Genomic DNA, 15204 nt, shown 5'->3' on the forward strand with positions numbered 1-15204 from the left:
CGCCCGCCCTTCCCGACCAATCGACAACCAGCCTGTGCGGCCCGGCGACATTTTTTTATGCGCTGCTGATGGATCGGCCAGACCTGTACACGCAAGCGATCATCGATTTGTGGGAAACGGGCGAAACCACCATCGGAACACTGCACATCAAGCCGAGCCACGGCGCCTGCAACCCGAAGAACTTCAGCGAGAAAAACGAAAACGACCGGATCTGGGCGATCGACTGGATATCGCTGGCGAGTCTGCGCGACAGTGAAAACATGTTTCTGGACTATGATTCGCCGCTAGATCAACTCGCAGGTATCACGCTGCCAGGGAAAATCGCCGACTGGTTCACCAAGGCCGGCGCGAGTGTGGTGTTCGAAAACGTGCAGTACACCTCGCATCTCAATCAGCAGCAGTTGGTGGAACTGTTCGGGCATATCGACCCACAACATCACGTCGCCACACTGATCGGTGCTGGCATGCTAGAGAATGGCGAAGGCTCCTCAAAAAATCACTGGATCACTTGGGAGCAAGGGCCGGCAACTGCCGAGGGCGAGGTCACGCCGACCACCGCGCCGGGCGCAGCGATTACCGGTTCGCAACTGTTCACATGGGGCCAGGTTGGCCATTTATTGGCGAAAAATCTGACGTTGCAGAGCCTGCTCAAGCATCTGTACGGCGGCCTCGTCTTCAGCAAAATCCCCTGAATCCAACAGAAGAAGCCTCGATGAAACCTGCATTTTTTTCGATTATCGCGCTGTCGCTGCTGCTCAGCGGATGTGAGCTGGGCACGCTGGCCAGTTGTGCCGGACGGGCACCGCTGACCATTCAACCGGACAGCCTGGCGGGCGCCAGGTCTGGCCAGCCCTACCGTGCAACGGTCGAGGTGCAGAGGCCGAATGTAGCGATTGCCGGGTTTTATGTCGACCCGGCACAGCCGCTGCCTGAGGGATTGAAGCTGGTTTATGAACGAGGACAGGACCACGCCGATATCGTCGGTACGCCGACCCGGCCGGGGCACTATGAAGTCTCGATCTACCTCAACACCTATGGCACTCAGTGCACTGGGCAAGCGGCGCAACGCACCTACACGCTGAATGTCGCGAGCGATTGAGCCAGCGTCGCGCCGGGCCTTGGATCAACCGCGCTCGCGGGGGATCAGGCTCTGCAATTGCAACGCCAGGAAGTTTGCGTCGAAGGCGTAAGTGTCCGGGTCTTTCAGGCCGTTGGTCTTGCGCCATTGCCAATTTGCCGCAGGCGGCATCAGCACCAGCGAAATGCTGCCGTAGCGCGCGGCGGTCAGGCCCATCACCGACAGTGAAATCTGCCCGCCAGCGCCCATCACGTCCGGCACGAACTCGACCGCTTTGCCGGCAATCACAATGGTCAGTTTCTCGGTTTTGAAGGTCGAGGTCTCGGCCGGCACGCTCGGCCCGGACGCGACGTACGCTTCGCGGCTGACCTCCAGCAGCGTCGGGGTCTGCACCGGTTCCAGCCATTGCTGGATCTGGTCGAACAACTCACCAATACGCGTCGTCCACACGCTCGATTGCGATTCAAACAATTGCTTCTTGTGCGCTTCGCTGTCTGCGTAGTGACGAAGCATCTCGCCCAATTGCTGTACGTCGTTCATTGCCGTGTTCCTTTGTTGAAGCGGTGTCGCGGACTTTGAGCATGGCAGATCGACGGGGGGCTCGGGGGATTAAAACCAGAACGGGATAACGCGCTGCCCATCGGTAAACGACCAGCGGTGCGATTTGGGTCCGATAACGCGACTTCATCTGTCAGATCTGACAGTAGGCAAGCGTGGGGGCCGAGTATCTGATGAACGCCTCGAAGGATTATTAAATCCAGATCCCTACTAGGTGAAAATAATGCCGAAGCCTCGCGAAGTAGCTGCACAAAACCAGAATCTGATCCTGTATCCGTTAATGATCCCCGGTTGGATTACTCCGGTTGTGCATCCGCAGAATCCGCACGGCGGGATTCCCAAGGCAATTTACGACGATAAACCGCTGGGATTGCAGTGTTTCATCGATCCATGGACGTTCCCCATGTCGCTCGGTGACCACGTAAGCATTCTCGTAAATGATCGACTTATTCCCGAGACAGGAAGAACCATCAGCGCCGGTCGGGAGCGTTCCAGAGTCGAGACTTATATCCCCAAAGGCATCTTGCGTGACGATATCAATCTGATTACGTATCAAGTCACCCGCCTCGACGGCGCATTTGAACGGTCGCTGCCGCTACGCGTGCTCTACCATTCCTTGCGCCCCGGCGAACCCGCACCCGCCGGGTTAAACCTGCAACTGCCCGCCGATGTTGTCGCGAGTGGCGTCGGCGCAACCCGCGCCGCACAAGGTGTGCTCATCGGCTTCGATTACGTCAACAGAAGAGCCTACGATCGCATCGAGCTAAGTGTCGGCGTCGCGCAAATCGAGCGTAATGTCACACCCAGCGAAGCCACTCACGAAAGTCCGGTCGTCACCCAGATATTGCTCACCGACACTTTTCATAGAGCCGGCGATAACCCGCAGATGCCGTTCTTTTTCGAAGTTATTGATCAACTCCATAACCGCTCGGGCCGATCAGCGATCACCTACTTGCAAGTGGATTTGGCGGACAAACCAGTCCCGGTGCCTTTGAACCTGTTAGCGTCAACATTACTTGAAGCAAAAGAGCTGAGCGGTACGCAATTGAACTTCGAAGAAGATTTCTACAACACCGAGTTTGCAACCGTTCAGGTCGCTTACATTGACTCCGCTGTGGGGCAAATGGTAAAAGTCCGCTGGCTCGGCAGGTGCACTACTTATTGCAGTGAAATCCAAACCATTAGCCGAGCCGGGCAAACACTGACATTCAAGGTCCCCCGCCAGGAGGTGGTAGACACTATCGGCAGCCGTGCAGAAATTTCGTACACAGTCAGACTGCCGCAAACCACCGAAGATTTACCGTCCAAAGAACGCGCCATCACGATCACCCGCCAACGCCATCACCTGCAAGAGCCAACTCTGTCTGCGGACCGGCTGAATATCCGCGCCTATTACCCCACGCTCGACGGTAACTACACGGTACGTTTGCGCTTGAATGGCAAAGTGATACGTGACAGTGCCGAGATCCCGATTACTCAAGCGTTGCATACCAGCATCCCGGTACATCAGTCATGGCTCGCGGAAAACCTAGGCGTACCTGTCATGTTCAATTATATGATCAGGAAAACCGGAACCGACGAGCCGCTTATCTTTTCGTGGTGCCTGAGAGTCACTCTGTGAGCTTTGCATCAGCCCCCCCTGGATTGCACTGGGCAAATTTTTGCTGGAATCAACCCGTAAACGATTGGACACTCTGCCGCAGCCTGCCCTGTTCGGGCAAACACTGTCAGAGGAGAGCGCAATGCGCACCATCGGCCTTATCGGCGGCATGAGCTGGGAGTCCAGCGCCGAGTATTACCGCCTCATCAACCAGCAGGTTCGGGATCGTCTAGGGCCTTTGCGCTCGGCGCAAATGCTGATGTACAGCGTTGATTTCGGGCCGGTCGAACAGGCCCAGCATGCCGGGCGCTGGGATGACGCGGCGGCGATTCTGGTGGACGCGGCGCGCAGGCTCGAGGCCGGTGGCGCGGATTGCGTGGTGCTGTGTACCAACACCATGCACAAGGTCGGGGCGCAGATTCAGGCTGCTATCGACATTCCGTTTCTGCACATTGCCGACCCGACCGGGCAAGCAGCGGTCGCGGCCGGGGCGTTGAAGGTGGGATTGCTCGGAACCGCGTTCACCATGGAGCAAGACTTTCTCAAGGAGCGTCTGACGGCGATGGGTTTGACCGTGCTGGTGCCCGAAACCGACGAGCGCCAGGCTGTGCACCGGATCATTTATGACGAGTTGTGCGTCGGGATAATCAGCGAAGCGTCGCGCAAGGTTTATCAGCAAGTGATCGAATCACTCACCGCGCGTGGCGCGCAGGCGATCATCCTCGGTTGCACGGAAATCGGCATGCTGGTCAAACCCGAGCACAGCGCCCTGCCCCTGCTCGACACCACCGAACTGCATGCGCAGGCGGCGGTGGCGTTCGCCTTGGGCGAGTGAGTCAACCGGCCCTGGGCACCGAGCGCAGCCGCGCCATGCTCAAGGTGTCGACCCATTGGCCGTCACGCACGGCATAGTCACGGAACAGGCCTTCGTCCTCGAAACCGAACTTGCGGTACAAGCCGATCGCCGCGGCGTTATCGGCGTAAACCGTGAGTTCGACGCGGTGCAGGTTCATCCAGTTGTCGGCGATGTCGAGCGCGGTGGCCAACAGTTTCGAACCGACGCCCTTGCCCTGCCACGCCTCGGCGACGGCCATGCCAAGGCCACCGGCGTGGCTGCGGCGAATCCGCGAATATTGCTCAAGCCCGATATTGCCGATGACCATGCCCTGATGCAGCGCCACCAGTTTCACCATCCGCTCGTTGTCCGGCATCAGGCGTGCGCGCCAGATCTCGGTGGACTGAAACGGCATCTGCAGCACTTGCCGAGTAATCGCCGGGGCATTGTAGAGCGCGGTGATACCGTCGATATGCGCCTCGCTGAAGCGCTGAATGATGATGTCGGCGTCGGTGCTCGGCATGGTGATTCTTCCGTGAAACGTACATGGCCGCTCATCCTAAACCGTGATCCGCTGACCTGGCGAGGGTCAATCGAGGGAGCCAATCGAGGGAGCCATGCACGAGCGAGCCAGTCAGGTCTGCGGGTCGAACCACTCGCGGCGTTCATGGAAGGTGCTGCGGATCATCTCGACCAGCGCTTGCACTTCGGGCTGCTGACGGGAATCGGCGTTGACCGCCAGCCACGCGTTGCGCTGCATCGGTTCGCTGAACAAACCCGGCAACGCGCTGAGGCTGCGGTCGAAACGGCTGATGTAGCCGGGCAGCAAACCAATGCAGGCGCTGCAGCGGATCATTTCCAGCATCAGTTCGTAAGATTGCAGTTGCACGACCCCGGCCAGACGCTGTTCCACCAACGTGTTCCAAGGTGCGAAGCTGTCGATTTGCTGGTCATGCTGCCATTGCACCAACATGAAATCCGTCAGGTCGTCGGTGCTCTCGGGCCGCGCCGCCACCCGCGAATAGCGCTTGGCGATATGCGGCAGATAGTCCAGCCGCGCCAGATGCTGCGGCTCGTCGATAGCAAACGTCGGCCCCGGCAATGGCCCGCCCGCGCCACTCAGCCAAACCACCACGTCAGCGCTGACGGTTTGCAGGACGAGTTCGCTGTCCAGCGAAATGATCTCCAACCGCACGCTGGCATTGCGCCGCAGCAGCGCGATCAGGTCGCGACCGAGGATGTCATGCAGGATCGATTCGGCCACCGCGAGACGAATCAGCGGTTGCTCGACCAGCGGCAATTGCCGTTCATGCGCCAGTGCGATCAATTGTGCTTGCAGTTGCAAACCCTCGCGACTGAGGCTCAGCGTGCTGCCGTGAAAATTGAACAGCGTGCGTTGCAGTTGCTCTTCAAGTTGCGCCAATTGTTTGCGCAACAATGTCGCCCGGACATTCAGGCTGCGCGCCGCCTGCATGAAACACCCGCACCGCGCGCAGACCATGAAAGAGTGCGCCACTTGCGGCTCGATTGCCGCCGCGAGCGCCAGCCACGATGGCGGTTCGGGGTGGCGGTATTCGCTGTTGTTGTCCGGCCCTGCGGGTTCTGTAAATGCCATTGATGACGTCCTGTCGATCGAGTGGGTTTGGCGTCCTTCGCGATGGCTGTCTCGCCACGCGTACCTTCACGGATTGTTGCCTGAAGATTGCTGCACTTGTGTGTCAGTAAGTTGTTGCAACGCCTCGGTGGCGCCAGCATTTGTGGCGCGTGGGCTATCTTCAATAAGCAACGCTCACCTGCGATGGGTCATGACAAGCGAGGCCAAGGTCTGCTAAAACGATTCATCAGTGCATCACCGAATCCACACGGGGTAGCGACATGACCACAGCACACATCCTTGGCAATCTGTTTCCCGACAGCAGCGACATTCCGGAAAAATACCGCCTCGACGGCCAGACCGAACAACGCGAATACCTGGTCGATGGCGAACTGCGCAGGTGGGACGGCGCGCTCGCCCAAGTCCGTAGCCCGGTGTACCTGACCGGTGAAAACGGCGACGAACAAGTGATCCTCGGCAGCACGCCGCTGCTGGATGCCGACACCGCGCTCACTGCCCTTGACGCCGCCGTTCGCGCCTACGACCGAGGCCAGGGCCTGTGGCCGACGATGCGCGTGGCCGAGCGCATTCAACACGTCGAAGCCTTCCTCGCACGCATGCGCCAACAGCGCGAAGCCGTGGTCAAGTTGCTGATGTGGGAGATCGGCAAGAACCTCAAGGACTCGGAAAAAGAGTTCGACCGCACCTGCGACTACATCGTCGACACCATCAATGCATTGAAGGAACTCGACCGCCGCTCCAGCCGTTTTGAGCTGGAACAGGACACCCTCGGGCAAATCCGTCGCGTGCCGTTGGGCGTCGCGTTGTGCATGGGGCCTTACAACTATCCGCTGAACGAAACCTTCACCACGCTGATCCCGGCGCTGATCATGGGCAACACCGTGGTGTTCAAACCGGCCAAACTCGGCGTGCTGCTGATTCGGCCGCTGCTGGAAGCGTTCCGCGACAGCTTCCCGACCGGTGTGATCAACGTGATTTACGGCAGCGGCCGCGAAACTGTCAGCGCGCTGATGGCCAGCGGCAAGATCGATATTTTCGCGTTTATCGGCACTAACAAAGCCGCGAGCGACCTTAAAAAACTTCATCCAAAACCGCATCGCTTGCGCGCCGCGCTGGGTCTGGACGCGAAAAACCCTGGCATCGTCCTGCCAGAGGTCGACCTCGATAACGCCGTCAGCGAAGCGCTCACCGGCTCGCTGTCGTTCAACGGCCAGCGCTGCACCGCGCTGAAAATCCTCTTCGTCCACGAAGATGTCGTCGAGTCGTTTATCGAGAAATTCAACGCCAAACTCTCCACGCTCAAACCCGGCATGCCGTGGGACAGCGGCGTGGCGCTGACGCCCCTGCCGGAAGCGAGCAAGGTTGAATACCTGCATTCGCTGGTGGCCGATGCCGTCAGCAAAGGCGCGGCGGTGGTCAACGACAATGGCGGCGAAGCGCGGGCGTCGTTCTTCTACCCGGCGGTGCTGTACCCGGTGAATCCGCAGATGCGGGTTTATCAGGAAGAGCAGTTCGGGCCGGTGGTGCCGATCGTACCGTACCGGCATCTCGACACGGTGATCGACTACGTTCTGGAATCGGATTTCGGCCAGCAGTTGAGCATCTTCGGCACCAACCCGGTGGCGGTCGGTCGACTGGTCGATACCTTTGCCAACCAGGTCGGGCGCATCAATATCAACGCGCAATGCCAGCGGGGCCCGGACACGTTCCCGTTCAACGGCCGGAAGAATTCCGCCGAAGGTACGTTGTCAGTACATGACGCGCTGCGGGTATTTTCGATTCGGACCCTGGTCGCGACCAAGTTCCAGGACAGCAACAAAGCGCTGATCAGCGAGATCATTCGCGGACGCGATTCGAGCTTCCTGACCACCGATTACATTTTCTGACTGTGTTTTCTGACTATGTTTTCTGACTAAGTTTCCAAGGAGCCCTGATCTGAGAGCCTATCGCCTGCCACCGTTGATACGCCGATTACTCCGTCCGCTGCTGGACCCGTATCGGCGTTATCGCAACGCCCGAGTGATTCACGCGGTGCGGGTTTCGCTGGGTTTGCTCGCGACGATTGCACTGACCACCGGGATCAACCTGCCGCACGGTGAGTGGGCCTCGGTGACCATGCTGGTGGTGATTGGCGGTTTGCAGCATCACGGCAACATCGGCAAAAAAGCCGCCGAACGGGCGATTGGCACGTTGATCGGTGCCGGGGTTGGCTTGTTGATCGTCGCGCAGCAAGCCTGGCTCGGCATGCCTTGGCTGACCTATTTCGCGATGTCGGTGGTGTGCGGGTTTTTCTCGTATCACGCCATCGGCAAGGGCGGTTACACGGCTTTGCTTTCGGCGATCACGGTGTTCATCGTCGCCGGTCATGGCGACAACGCCGTGACTGACGGCTTGTGGCGCGGAGTCGATATCTTGATCGGCATCGCGTTGGCGCTGGCGTTCTCCTTCGCCCTGCCGCTGTACGCGGTGTTCTCCTGGCGCTACAACCTGGCGGACGCCTTGCGCGATTGCGCGACAGTTTACGGGCGGATCATTAACGGCCAATCGGTCACCGCTGACGAACACCTCAAACTCATGGGTCGGCTGAACACGGTGATGGTGCAACTGCGTTCGTTGATGCCGTCGGTGTCCAAGGAAGTGAAGATTTCCATGACCGAACTGGACGCGATCCAACGCAATCTGCGCATGTGCATCAGCACCCTGGAAATCCTCGGTAATACGCGGCCGGACGCCAGTGACCCGGTGGCGATGGCCGACCTGCAAACGTCGCTGAAAGTCGAGCATCGACAGGTTCGGGTGCAACTGATCGGCATGGCCCGGGCGCTGAAATCCGGAGCGACCCAGCGCCTCAGTCGTCCCGGTGACGCGCCGGACGCCAGCCTCGACGCGCGGGTTTACAGTCCTTTGGACGGCTACCGTTTATTGACTCGGCAGTTGGCGGCGAATATCAGCGACATGCGTCAGCGTCTGGCCAAAACCGCGCCGCGCTGGAACATTTGACGTTTACGGCGTGGCCACCCGGCGCAACTTGATGCCCCAACCTTGTTGCATACCGGCGGCGGCCAGCAGGATCGCCGCCACGCCGAGCCATTGCAGCACTTGCAGACGATGGCCGAAGGCAAACCAGTCGACCAGAATCGCCGCAATCGGATAGATGAACGACAGCGCGCCGATCAGTGCGGTTGGCAGTTTCTGGATCGCGCCGTAGAGCAATACGTACATCAAACCGGTGTGGACGATGCCCAATGTCAGCAGACTCGCCCAAGCGCTCGGTGCCTGCGGCAGTGCCGAAAAGTGCGCGAACGGCGCGAGCAGCAGCACGCCGGTGCAGACCTGAATCAGCGCGATCAAATGCGGCGGCGTGCCGGTCAGGCGTTTGATGATCAACGCGGCAATGGCGTACAAAAGCGCAGCGCCCAATGCTAGGCCAATCCCCACCAGATATTCATTGCCACCCTCGCCCTGCTCGCCGTGGGCACTGACAATCGCCAGCATGCCGAGGAACGAAACGCCCAGCCAGAAGAGCTTTTGCAGGGTGATTTTCTCGCCGAGAAACAGCGCCGCCAAGCCAACCAACATGAACGGCTGCACGTTGTAGACCGCCGTGCCGATGGCGATCGATGCCCGGGAATAGGAGCCGAACAGCAACACCCAATTGCCGACAATCGCCACGCCGCTGAGCACCGCGAGCAGAAACGTGGTGCGGGTCAGAATGCCGGGCCGGAGGAAGCCGAACGCGGCGCAGATCAACAGCAACGTGCCAGCGCCGAATACGCAACGCCAGAACACCACGTCCAGCACCGGTTGCCCGGACATCAGCACAAACCAGCCGATGGTCCCGGAGATGAGCATGGCGGCGGTCATTTCAAATGAGCCGTGGCGCAGTGTTTTGTCCATCGTCAGTCTCCCGTGATTGAGCGCAAATTATGCCAATCCGCCGCAGGGCTTCTCCAGCGCAAAAATCAGGCTAAACTCGGCTTTCGCCTTTTTTATCGAGGGCGTTTTGGCTCAATTGCCTAATAGGGGCTTCGCGATGACTGACGACATTGATCAAGTGCTGATCAGCGCGTTGATGGAAGATTCACGGCTTTCACTCAAGGCTTTGGCGCAGATCAGCGGCCTGTCCTCGCCCAGTGTTGCCGAGCGCTTGCGACGCCTTGAAGAGCGCGGTGTGCTCAAGGGTTACACCGTCGAGATCGACCCGAAGTGTTTCGGTTATCAGTTGCAGGCGATTGTGCGTATTCGGCCGCTGCCGGGCCAGTTGCAGGAAGTCGAGCGACAGATTCAGGCTATTCCCGAGTTCACCGAGTGCGATAAAGTCACCGGCGACGACTGCTTTATCGCGCGCTTGCACGTGCGCTCGATGGAACAGTTGGATACCCTGCTCGACCGCCTCAACACTCACGCGGAAACCAATACGGCCATCGTCAAGAAGACCCCGGTCAAACGCCGATTGCCGCCGATGGCGTGATTGGTTTTTTGTCGATATCAACGTAAATCAGGTTTTTTTTGCTAAGGATTGGCTTTATGAAAATTCAGATAATGGCCCTGGCCGCGCTGATGCTGGCGGGTTGCGGCACGGTGCAGACGGTGGTGCGCAGCGATGAAGCGGCGGCAAAAAGTCTCAAGGAACAGAAAAGTTATTGCGGCGCCATTCCGCGGATCTACAGCGGCGTGACCTACGACTTCTGTTACCTGAATGCGCCGCTGGAGAAAGGGCGTGATTCCGAGACGTATACCAATGCGCCGGCATTCATGTTGATCGACGTGGTGATATCCGGCGCGCTCGATACCTTGCTGCTGCCTTACACGATTTACCGGCAACAGGCTGATGGCAGCATAATTTTGAATGAGTGACGACAGGCCAGTAGAACCAGGCTGATAGACGACTTACCCAGTCAAATTTTTGCAGCGCCCATAAAAAAACCCGCCGAAGCGGGTTTTTTCATTGCTCAAGGCTGGCGATCAATCGTCGCGGCTCATGATGCCGAAGATCTGCAACAAGCTGATGAACAGGTTGTAGATCGATACATACAGGCTGATGGTCGCCATGATGTAGTTGCGTTCGCCGCCGTGAATGATGGCGCTGGTCTGGAACAGAATGCAGACCGAGGAGAACAGCACGAAACCTGCGCTGATCGCCAGTTGCAGCCCGCTGATCTGGAAGAAGATGCTGGCCAGCGTTGCACCCAGCAACACGAAGAAACCGGCGGTAATGAAACCACCGAGGAAGCTCATGTCCTTGCGGGTGATCAGCACGTAAGCCGACAGACCACCGAATACCAGCGCAGTCATCGCGAACGCGGAACTGACCACTTCAGCGCCGCCCTGCATGCCCAGGTAGCGGTTGAGGATCGGGCCAAGCAGGAAACCCATGAAACCGGTCAAGGCAAACGCCGACACCAGGCCCCACGCGGAATCGCGCAGTTTGTTGGTCAGGAAGAAAAGGCCATAGAAGCCGATCAGCACCACGAAAATGTTCGGGTAACCGACGCGCATCTGTTGAGCTACGAACGCCATCACACCGCTGAATGCGAGAGTGAGGGCGAGCAAGCCGTACGTGTTGCGCAGGACGCGGCTAACCTCTAGCTGCTCAGCCTGCACGCTGTTATTAACTGCGTAATCCTGTTCGCGCATGGCGACACTCCTGTTGGTTTGAAACGTTCAGTAGCAAAGATCATAACAGACGCTCTGTAACAAGCCATGCAGAGAGTTTGACAGTGTGTTTCATTCAGGTATTATGGCGCCCGCAACGCAATAGGAGGTGTGGCCGAGTGGTTTAAGGCAACGGTCTTGAAAACCGTCGACTGTAACAGGTCCATGAGTTCGAATCCCATCGCCTCCGCCATATTTGTACCGACAAAGCCCTGATTATTCAGGGCTTTGTCGTTTCTGGGGTTTGGAATTGACGCTGTATTTTCGAGCGTTACAAACTGCTTTACCCCTTCTGCGGCGTCCTGCCGAACGTTAAAATTCCTTCATGCAACACCGTGTAGTCAAACATGTGAAATCTCGCATCAGGACCGGTTTCGCTGAATCAGCATCCGCGTCAGGGTGTTGTCGCGTACCCAGTAGTGATGAAACAACCCGGCGGCGGCGTGTAAGCCGATCAACCAGTAACCCGAGCTGCCGATCAGTTCGTGCCAATACTTGAGCTGCTTGGCCAAGTCGGGGTCAACCGCGATCGGCGCGGGTATATGGAAGCCGAAGTATGGAAACGGTTTGTCGCCGGCGGCGAGCATCAGCCAGGCCAGCAGCGGAGTGGCGATCATCAACGCATAGAGGGCCAGGTGCGTCAGGTGCGAGATTACGCTCTGCCAGGCCGGCGGTTTTGGTGTGATCGGCGGACGGGGTGTCAGACGGCCGAGCAGGCGCAACCACACCAGTACGAAGATGCTCGCGCCGAACAGGCCATGAAGCCCCATGAGCAGGCCGCGCAGTTCAGAGCCTCGGGCCACGTAGCCCTTGATCTCGACGCACGCATACACTCCGACAAACAACGCCAGCATCAGCCAGTGCAAGGTTATCGACAGTTTTCCATAACGGTTTACGGCGGTATTGCGGGTCATAAGCGCCTCGAAATTATCATGAGCGACAGCCAAGTCTTTCAGCCGTTTGCATTCGGTTGCAGGGCAAACCGACGGTGCCACCCTGCCCTCTTAGTCTTAAGACAGTCTGAAGACCGTCGGTTCATAAAGCTTTTCTACCTTCAGACTTCGTTAAGAAATGGTTCGGATACTTGACTCAACCCTATTGAGAAAGGCGTTCCGCCCATGCCCCATTCTGACTGGAACATCCCTTTACCCTTGCACTTCGGCCAGACCGAAACTCCACAGATGCGTCTGTCGAGCGCTCTGTCGGGCGACGATCAACGCCCCCGGTTCGAGGCGTTCATCCAACAGCGCTTTAGCAAGGCCCACGGTGCCGACATCCGTCACTTCATGCCCGAATTGTTTGGTGTGCACAACGGTGACGGGCAGTTGTGTGCGGTAGCCGGGGTGCGCCGTGCACATGTCGAACCGCTGTTTCTGGAGCGTTATCTGGATGAGCCGATCGGAACGCTGATCAGTGCCGCAGCTGACCGTCTGGTGCAGCGGGACGCCATTGTCGAAGTCGGCAACCTCGCCGCCAGCGACACCGGCAGCGCACGCCTGAGCATCATCGCCATCACCTACTTGCTGGGCATGGGCGGCCTGGAATGGGTGACGTTCACCGGCAACATCGGGCTGGTCAACAGCTTCCACCGTCTCGGTCTGCAACCCGTCACATTGTGCGCCGCCGATCCGGAGCGCCTGGGTGACGAGCGTCAACACTGGGGCAGTTATTACGAAAGCAAACCGTGGGTGCACGTCGGCAACATCCGCGCCGGGTTTATCCATTTGCGCAACATCGGCCTGTTTACTCGATTGGGAATGCCGACCTCGATTGAAGGAGCCTGCCATGTCGCTTGAATTGCAACGCTTCCAGGAAACCTTGCGCAGCCATGCCCGGCGTAATGACAACACCACCGCACTGTGGGGCGATACGTTCAAGCTTGATTACGCCACCGTGTATGCCGAGGTGATGTATCGCCAGGAGCGCTTACGCGACGAGCAGGTGAAAGTCGTAGCCCTGGCGTTGGAGAACGGCGTCGAAGCGCTGCTGTGGGATCTGGCCATCCTGTTCGAAGGCTTGACCTGCGTGACGCTGCCGCCGTTTTTCAGCCCGGCACAACGTGCCCATTGCCTGGAGCAAAGTCAGGCCGAACGGGTGATTGCCGACTCAGAGCTGGAGGCCGAATTGCTCACCGCAGGTTATGAAAAACGCGGCGAATTCTGGTGCCGCAGCTTCAGTGGTCCCAACCGCATGCCGGCGCTGACCAGCAAACTAACCTTCACCTCTGGAACCACCGGCACCCCGAAAGGCGTGTGTTTGAGCACCGAAAGTCTGCTGCGGGTAGCGCGGGCGCTGAATCAGGCCAGCAAACCCAGCGATCCACAGCACCATGTGGCGCTGTTGCCCCTGGCGATTTTATTGGAAAACCTCGGCTGTTATGCGGCGCTGTATGCCGGTGCGACGCTGAGCCTGCCCAGTCAGAAAACTCTGGGCATTCAGGGTGCCAGCGGCGTCGATGTGCCGCGCCTGCTCAGTTACCTGGCCAGCCGAGCACCGCACAGTCTGATCCTGGTGCCACAGTTGCTGTCGTTGCTGGTCAGCGCCGCCGAACAGCAAGCCTTCAATCCACGAACACTGCGTTTTGCCGCGGTGGGTGGGGCACGGGTTGCAGCGGACTTGCTGCGCCGCGCGCAACGCGTCGGTCTTGCGGTCTACGAAGGTTACGGCCTCTCGGAATGCGCGTCGGTGGTGTGCCTCAATCGCCCCGGCGCTCAGCGCCCGGGCAGTGTCGGCCGGCCCCTGCCCCACGTCGAGATACGACTGGCCGACGACGGCGAAGTGCTGATAAAGGGCTCGACCTTGCTCGGCTATCTCGGCGAACCGTCGTGCGCCGAAGAATGGTGGCCAAGCGGTGATCTCGGCGAGTTCGACGAGCAAGGTTTTCTCTACCTCAAGGGCCGCAAAAAGCATCAGTTCGTTACCAGCTTCGGGCGCAACGTCAACCCGGACTGGGTCGAATCCGAACTCACCCAGCGCCGCGACATCGCCCAGGCATTCGTCTATGGCGAGGCGATGCCGCACAACCATGCATTGCTCTGGCCGCACCGCGCCGACTGCAGCAACGCGGAACTGGCTACTGCGGTCGCCGAGGCTAACGCGGCGCTGCCCGATTACGCCCAAGTGCATCGCTGGACACGCCTGCCCCAACCGTTCACTGCCGCCAATGGCTTGCTCACCGCCAAACGAGCTGTTCAATCTGCCGATAATCCTCGATGCCCTGCAAGGCAAGGTCAGTCTTGAGAGCTATCGGGCGTTTCTCGCTCAGGCCTACTACCACGTACGCCACACCGTGCCGTTGATGATGGCCTGCGGTGCTCGTTTGCCGAGCCGGCTAGAGTGGCTGCGCAAAGCAGTGTGCGAGTGCATCGAAGATGAATACGGCCACGAGCAGTGGGTGCTCAGTGATATTGCCGCGTGTGACGGAGACCGCGATGCAGTTCGCGATGGCCAGCCTTCGCTGCCGATCGAGCTGATGGTCAGCTACCTCTACGACCTGATCGCCCGTGGCAATCCGGCAGGTCTGTTCGGCATGGTCAACGTGCTGGAAGGCACCAGCATCGCGCTTGCTACTCACGCGGCGGGTAGCATCCGCGAGCGTCTGGCGTTGCCCGAAACTGCTTTCAGCTACTTGAGCTCCCATGGCTCGCTGGACATCGAGCACATGCAGACCTACCGCCGCCTGATGAATCAGTTGGAAGACCCGCAAGACCAAGCGGCAGTGATCAAAGCCTCAAAAGTCGTCTATCGCCTGTACGCCGACATGTTCCGCGGCTTGCCGCGTGTCGCGGAGGCTCAACATGCAGCTGCGTGACGCGCGTGTTGTGTTGACCGGTGCCAGCGGCGGCATCGGTTTGGCCATTGCC

Annotated in this window: 17 protein-coding genes and 1 tRNA gene; 12 read left to right on the top strand and 6 right to left on the bottom strand. The window is 59.0% G+C overall.

Going from position 1 to position 15204, the window contains the following annotated elements:
* Positions 1-692: hypothetical protein (locus BI292_RS04250; RefSeq protein ID WP_101207103.1), on the top strand; the 692-nt coding region annotated here is incomplete at its 5' end.
* A 20-nt stretch (positions 693-712) separates the two neighbouring features.
* Entirely contained in the window at positions 713-1099 is a 387-nt protein-coding gene (locus BI292_RS04255) for a hypothetical protein (protein ID WP_101207104.1), read from the top strand.
* A gap of 24 nt (positions 1100-1123) precedes the next feature.
* Here the strand turns inward: BI292_RS04255 and BI292_RS04260 are convergent, their stop codons facing one another.
* Entirely contained in the window at positions 1124-1618 is a 495-nt protein-coding gene (locus tag BI292_RS04260; RefSeq protein WP_092280767.1) for a hypothetical protein, read from the bottom strand.
* 241 nt (positions 1619-1859) lie between these two features.
* Between BI292_RS04260 and BI292_RS04265 the strand changes: the two genes are divergently transcribed.
* Both BI292_RS04265 and BI292_RS04270 read left to right on the top strand, forming a co-directional pair.
* Entirely contained in the window at positions 1860-3257 is a 1398-nt protein-coding gene (locus BI292_RS04265; protein ID WP_101207105.1) for a hypothetical protein, read from the top strand.
* A gap of 121 nt (positions 3258-3378) precedes the next feature.
* Positions 3379-4071 (top strand): aspartate/glutamate racemase family protein, encoded by a 693-nt coding sequence (locus tag BI292_RS04270; protein WP_101207106.1) that lies wholly within the window; start codon positions 3379-3381, stop codon positions 4069-4071.
* 1 nt (position 4072) lies between these two features.
* On the opposite strand, the gene BI292_RS04275 is transcribed toward BI292_RS04270, so the two are convergent.
* Both BI292_RS04275 and BI292_RS04280 read right to left on the bottom strand, forming a co-directional pair.
* Entirely contained in the window at positions 4073-4594 is a 522-nt protein-coding gene (locus tag BI292_RS04275) for a GNAT family N-acetyltransferase (RefSeq protein ID WP_101207107.1), read from the bottom strand.
* Positions 4595-4705: 111 nt separating this feature from the next.
* Positions 4706-5686, bottom strand: a complete 981-nt coding sequence (locus BI292_RS04280; protein ID WP_101207108.1) for a LysR family transcriptional regulator — start codon at positions 5684-5686, stop codon at positions 4706-4708.
* 260 nt (positions 5687-5946) lie between these two features.
* Between BI292_RS04280 and BI292_RS04285 the strand changes: the two genes are divergently transcribed.
* Positions 5947-7572 carry an NADP-dependent glyceraldehyde-3-phosphate dehydrogenase gene (locus tag BI292_RS04285; RefSeq protein ID WP_101207109.1) on the top strand — a complete coding sequence of 542 codons (1626 nt, stop codon included), beginning with the start codon at positions 5947-5949 and terminating at the stop codon, positions 7570-7572.
* A 73-nt stretch (positions 7573-7645) separates the two neighbouring features.
* The gene (locus BI292_RS04290; protein WP_092280751.1) at positions 7646-8686 is read left to right on the top strand and encodes an FUSC family protein; all 1041 of its coding nucleotides are present in this window, start codon (positions 7646-7648) and stop codon (positions 8684-8686) included.
* A gap of 3 nt (positions 8687-8689) precedes the next feature.
* On the opposite strand, the gene BI292_RS04295 is transcribed toward BI292_RS04290, so the two are convergent.
* Positions 8690-9583 (bottom strand): DMT family transporter, encoded by an 894-nt coding sequence (locus BI292_RS04295; protein WP_101207110.1) that lies wholly within the window; start codon positions 9581-9583, stop codon positions 8690-8692.
* Positions 9584-9719: 136 nt separating this feature from the next.
* Here BI292_RS04295 and BI292_RS04300 point away from each other — a divergent pair, with 136 nt between their 5' ends.
* On the top strand, positions 9720-10157 hold the full coding sequence (locus BI292_RS04300; RefSeq protein ID WP_101207111.1) for an Lrp/AsnC family transcriptional regulator: 438 nt from the start codon (positions 9720-9722) through the stop codon (positions 10155-10157).
* Between the two features lie 56 nt (positions 10158-10213).
* On the top strand, positions 10214-10543 hold the full coding sequence (locus tag BI292_RS04305) for a YceK/YidQ family lipoprotein (RefSeq protein ID WP_101207112.1): 330 nt from the start codon (positions 10214-10216) through the stop codon (positions 10541-10543).
* 108 nt (positions 10544-10651) lie between these two features.
* Here BI292_RS04305 and BI292_RS04310 read toward each other — a convergent pair whose 3' ends face one another.
* The gene (locus tag BI292_RS04310; RefSeq protein WP_092280745.1) at positions 10652-11323 is read right to left on the bottom strand and encodes a Bax inhibitor-1/YccA family protein; all 672 of its coding nucleotides are present in this window, start codon (positions 11321-11323) and stop codon (positions 10652-10654) included.
* 123 nt (positions 11324-11446) lie between these two features.
* Between BI292_RS04310 and BI292_RS04315 the strand changes: the two genes are divergently transcribed.
* Positions 11447-11534, top strand: a tRNA-Ser gene (locus BI292_RS04315).
* A 169-nt stretch (positions 11535-11703) separates the two neighbouring features.
* Here BI292_RS04315 and BI292_RS04320 read toward each other — a convergent pair.
* The gene (locus tag BI292_RS04320; protein WP_101207113.1) at positions 11704-12255 is read right to left on the bottom strand and encodes a cytochrome b; all 552 of its coding nucleotides are present in this window, start codon (positions 12253-12255) and stop codon (positions 11704-11706) included.
* 204 nt (positions 12256-12459) lie between these two features.
* Between BI292_RS04320 and BI292_RS04325 the strand changes: the two genes are divergently transcribed.
* From BI292_RS04325 to BI292_RS04335, 3 genes are read left to right on the top strand one after another with little or no spacing between them, the layout of a single operon-like run.
* Complete coding sequence (locus BI292_RS04325) at positions 12460-13137, top strand: thermostable hemolysin (protein WP_101207114.1); 678 nt, start codon at positions 12460-12462, stop codon at positions 13135-13137.
* Positions 13127-14581: an AMP-binding protein gene (locus tag BI292_RS04330; RefSeq protein WP_101207115.1), complete on the top strand. Its 1455-nt coding sequence runs from the start codon at positions 13127-13129 to the stop codon at positions 14579-14581. Before BI292_RS04325 ends, BI292_RS04330 begins: the two co-directional genes overlap by 11 nt.
* Entirely contained in the window at positions 14505-15152 is a 648-nt protein-coding gene (locus tag BI292_RS04335) for a TenA family transcriptional regulator (protein ID WP_101207116.1), read from the top strand. Before BI292_RS04330 ends, BI292_RS04335 begins: the two co-directional genes overlap by 77 nt.
* Positions 15153-15204: the final 52 nt, after the last annotated feature.

The sequence above is a fragment of the Pseudomonas sp. 43NM1 genome (assembly GCF_002836905.1).
GTDB lineage: Bacteria > Pseudomonadota > Gammaproteobacteria > Pseudomonadales > Pseudomonadaceae > Aquipseudomonas > Aquipseudomonas prosekii.

Excerpts from the sequence above, each read along its gene's own strand:
- BI292_RS04255 (WP_101207104.1), top strand. The coding sequence starts at position 713 with ATGAAACCTGCATTTTTTTCGATTATCGCGCTGTCGCTGCTGCTCAGC.
- BI292_RS04260 (WP_092280767.1), bottom strand. The coding sequence starts at position 1,618 with ATGAACGACGTACAGCAATTGGGCGAGATGCTTCGTCACTACGCAGAC.
- BI292_RS04265 (WP_101207105.1), top strand. The coding sequence starts at position 1,860 with ATGCCGAAGCCTCGCGAAGTAGCTGCACAAAACCAGAATCTGATCCTG.
- BI292_RS04270 (WP_101207106.1), top strand. The coding sequence starts at position 3,379 with ATGCGCACCATCGGCCTTATCGGCGGCATGAGCTGGGAGTCCAGCGCC.
- BI292_RS04275 (WP_101207107.1), bottom strand. The coding sequence starts at position 4,594 with ATGCCGAGCACCGACGCCGACATCATCATTCAGCGCTTCAGCGAGGCG.
- BI292_RS04280 (WP_101207108.1), bottom strand. The coding sequence starts at position 5,686 with ATGGCATTTACAGAACCCGCAGGGCCGGACAACAACAGCGAATACCGC.
- BI292_RS04285 (WP_101207109.1), top strand. The coding sequence starts at position 5,947 with ATGACCACAGCACACATCCTTGGCAATCTGTTTCCCGACAGCAGCGAC.
- BI292_RS04295 (WP_101207110.1), bottom strand. The coding sequence starts at position 9,583 with ATGGACAAAACACTGCGCCACGGCTCATTTGAAATGACCGCCGCCATG.
- BI292_RS04300 (WP_101207111.1), top strand. The coding sequence starts at position 9,720 with ATGACTGACGACATTGATCAAGTGCTGATCAGCGCGTTGATGGAAGAT.
- BI292_RS04305 (WP_101207112.1), top strand. The coding sequence starts at position 10,214 with ATGAAAATTCAGATAATGGCCCTGGCCGCGCTGATGCTGGCGGGTTGC.
- BI292_RS04310 (WP_092280745.1), bottom strand. The coding sequence starts at position 11,323 with ATGCGCGAACAGGATTACGCAGTTAATAACAGCGTGCAGGCTGAGCAG.
- BI292_RS04320 (WP_101207113.1), bottom strand. The coding sequence starts at position 12,255 with ATGACCCGCAATACCGCCGTAAACCGTTATGGAAAACTGTCGATAACC.
- BI292_RS04325 (WP_101207114.1), top strand. The coding sequence starts at position 12,460 with ATGCCCCATTCTGACTGGAACATCCCTTTACCCTTGCACTTCGGCCAG.
- BI292_RS04330 (WP_101207115.1), top strand. The coding sequence starts at position 13,127 with ATGTCGCTTGAATTGCAACGCTTCCAGGAAACCTTGCGCAGCCATGCC.
- BI292_RS04335 (WP_101207116.1), top strand. The coding sequence starts at position 14,505 with ATGGCTTGCTCACCGCCAAACGAGCTGTTCAATCTGCCGATAATCCTC.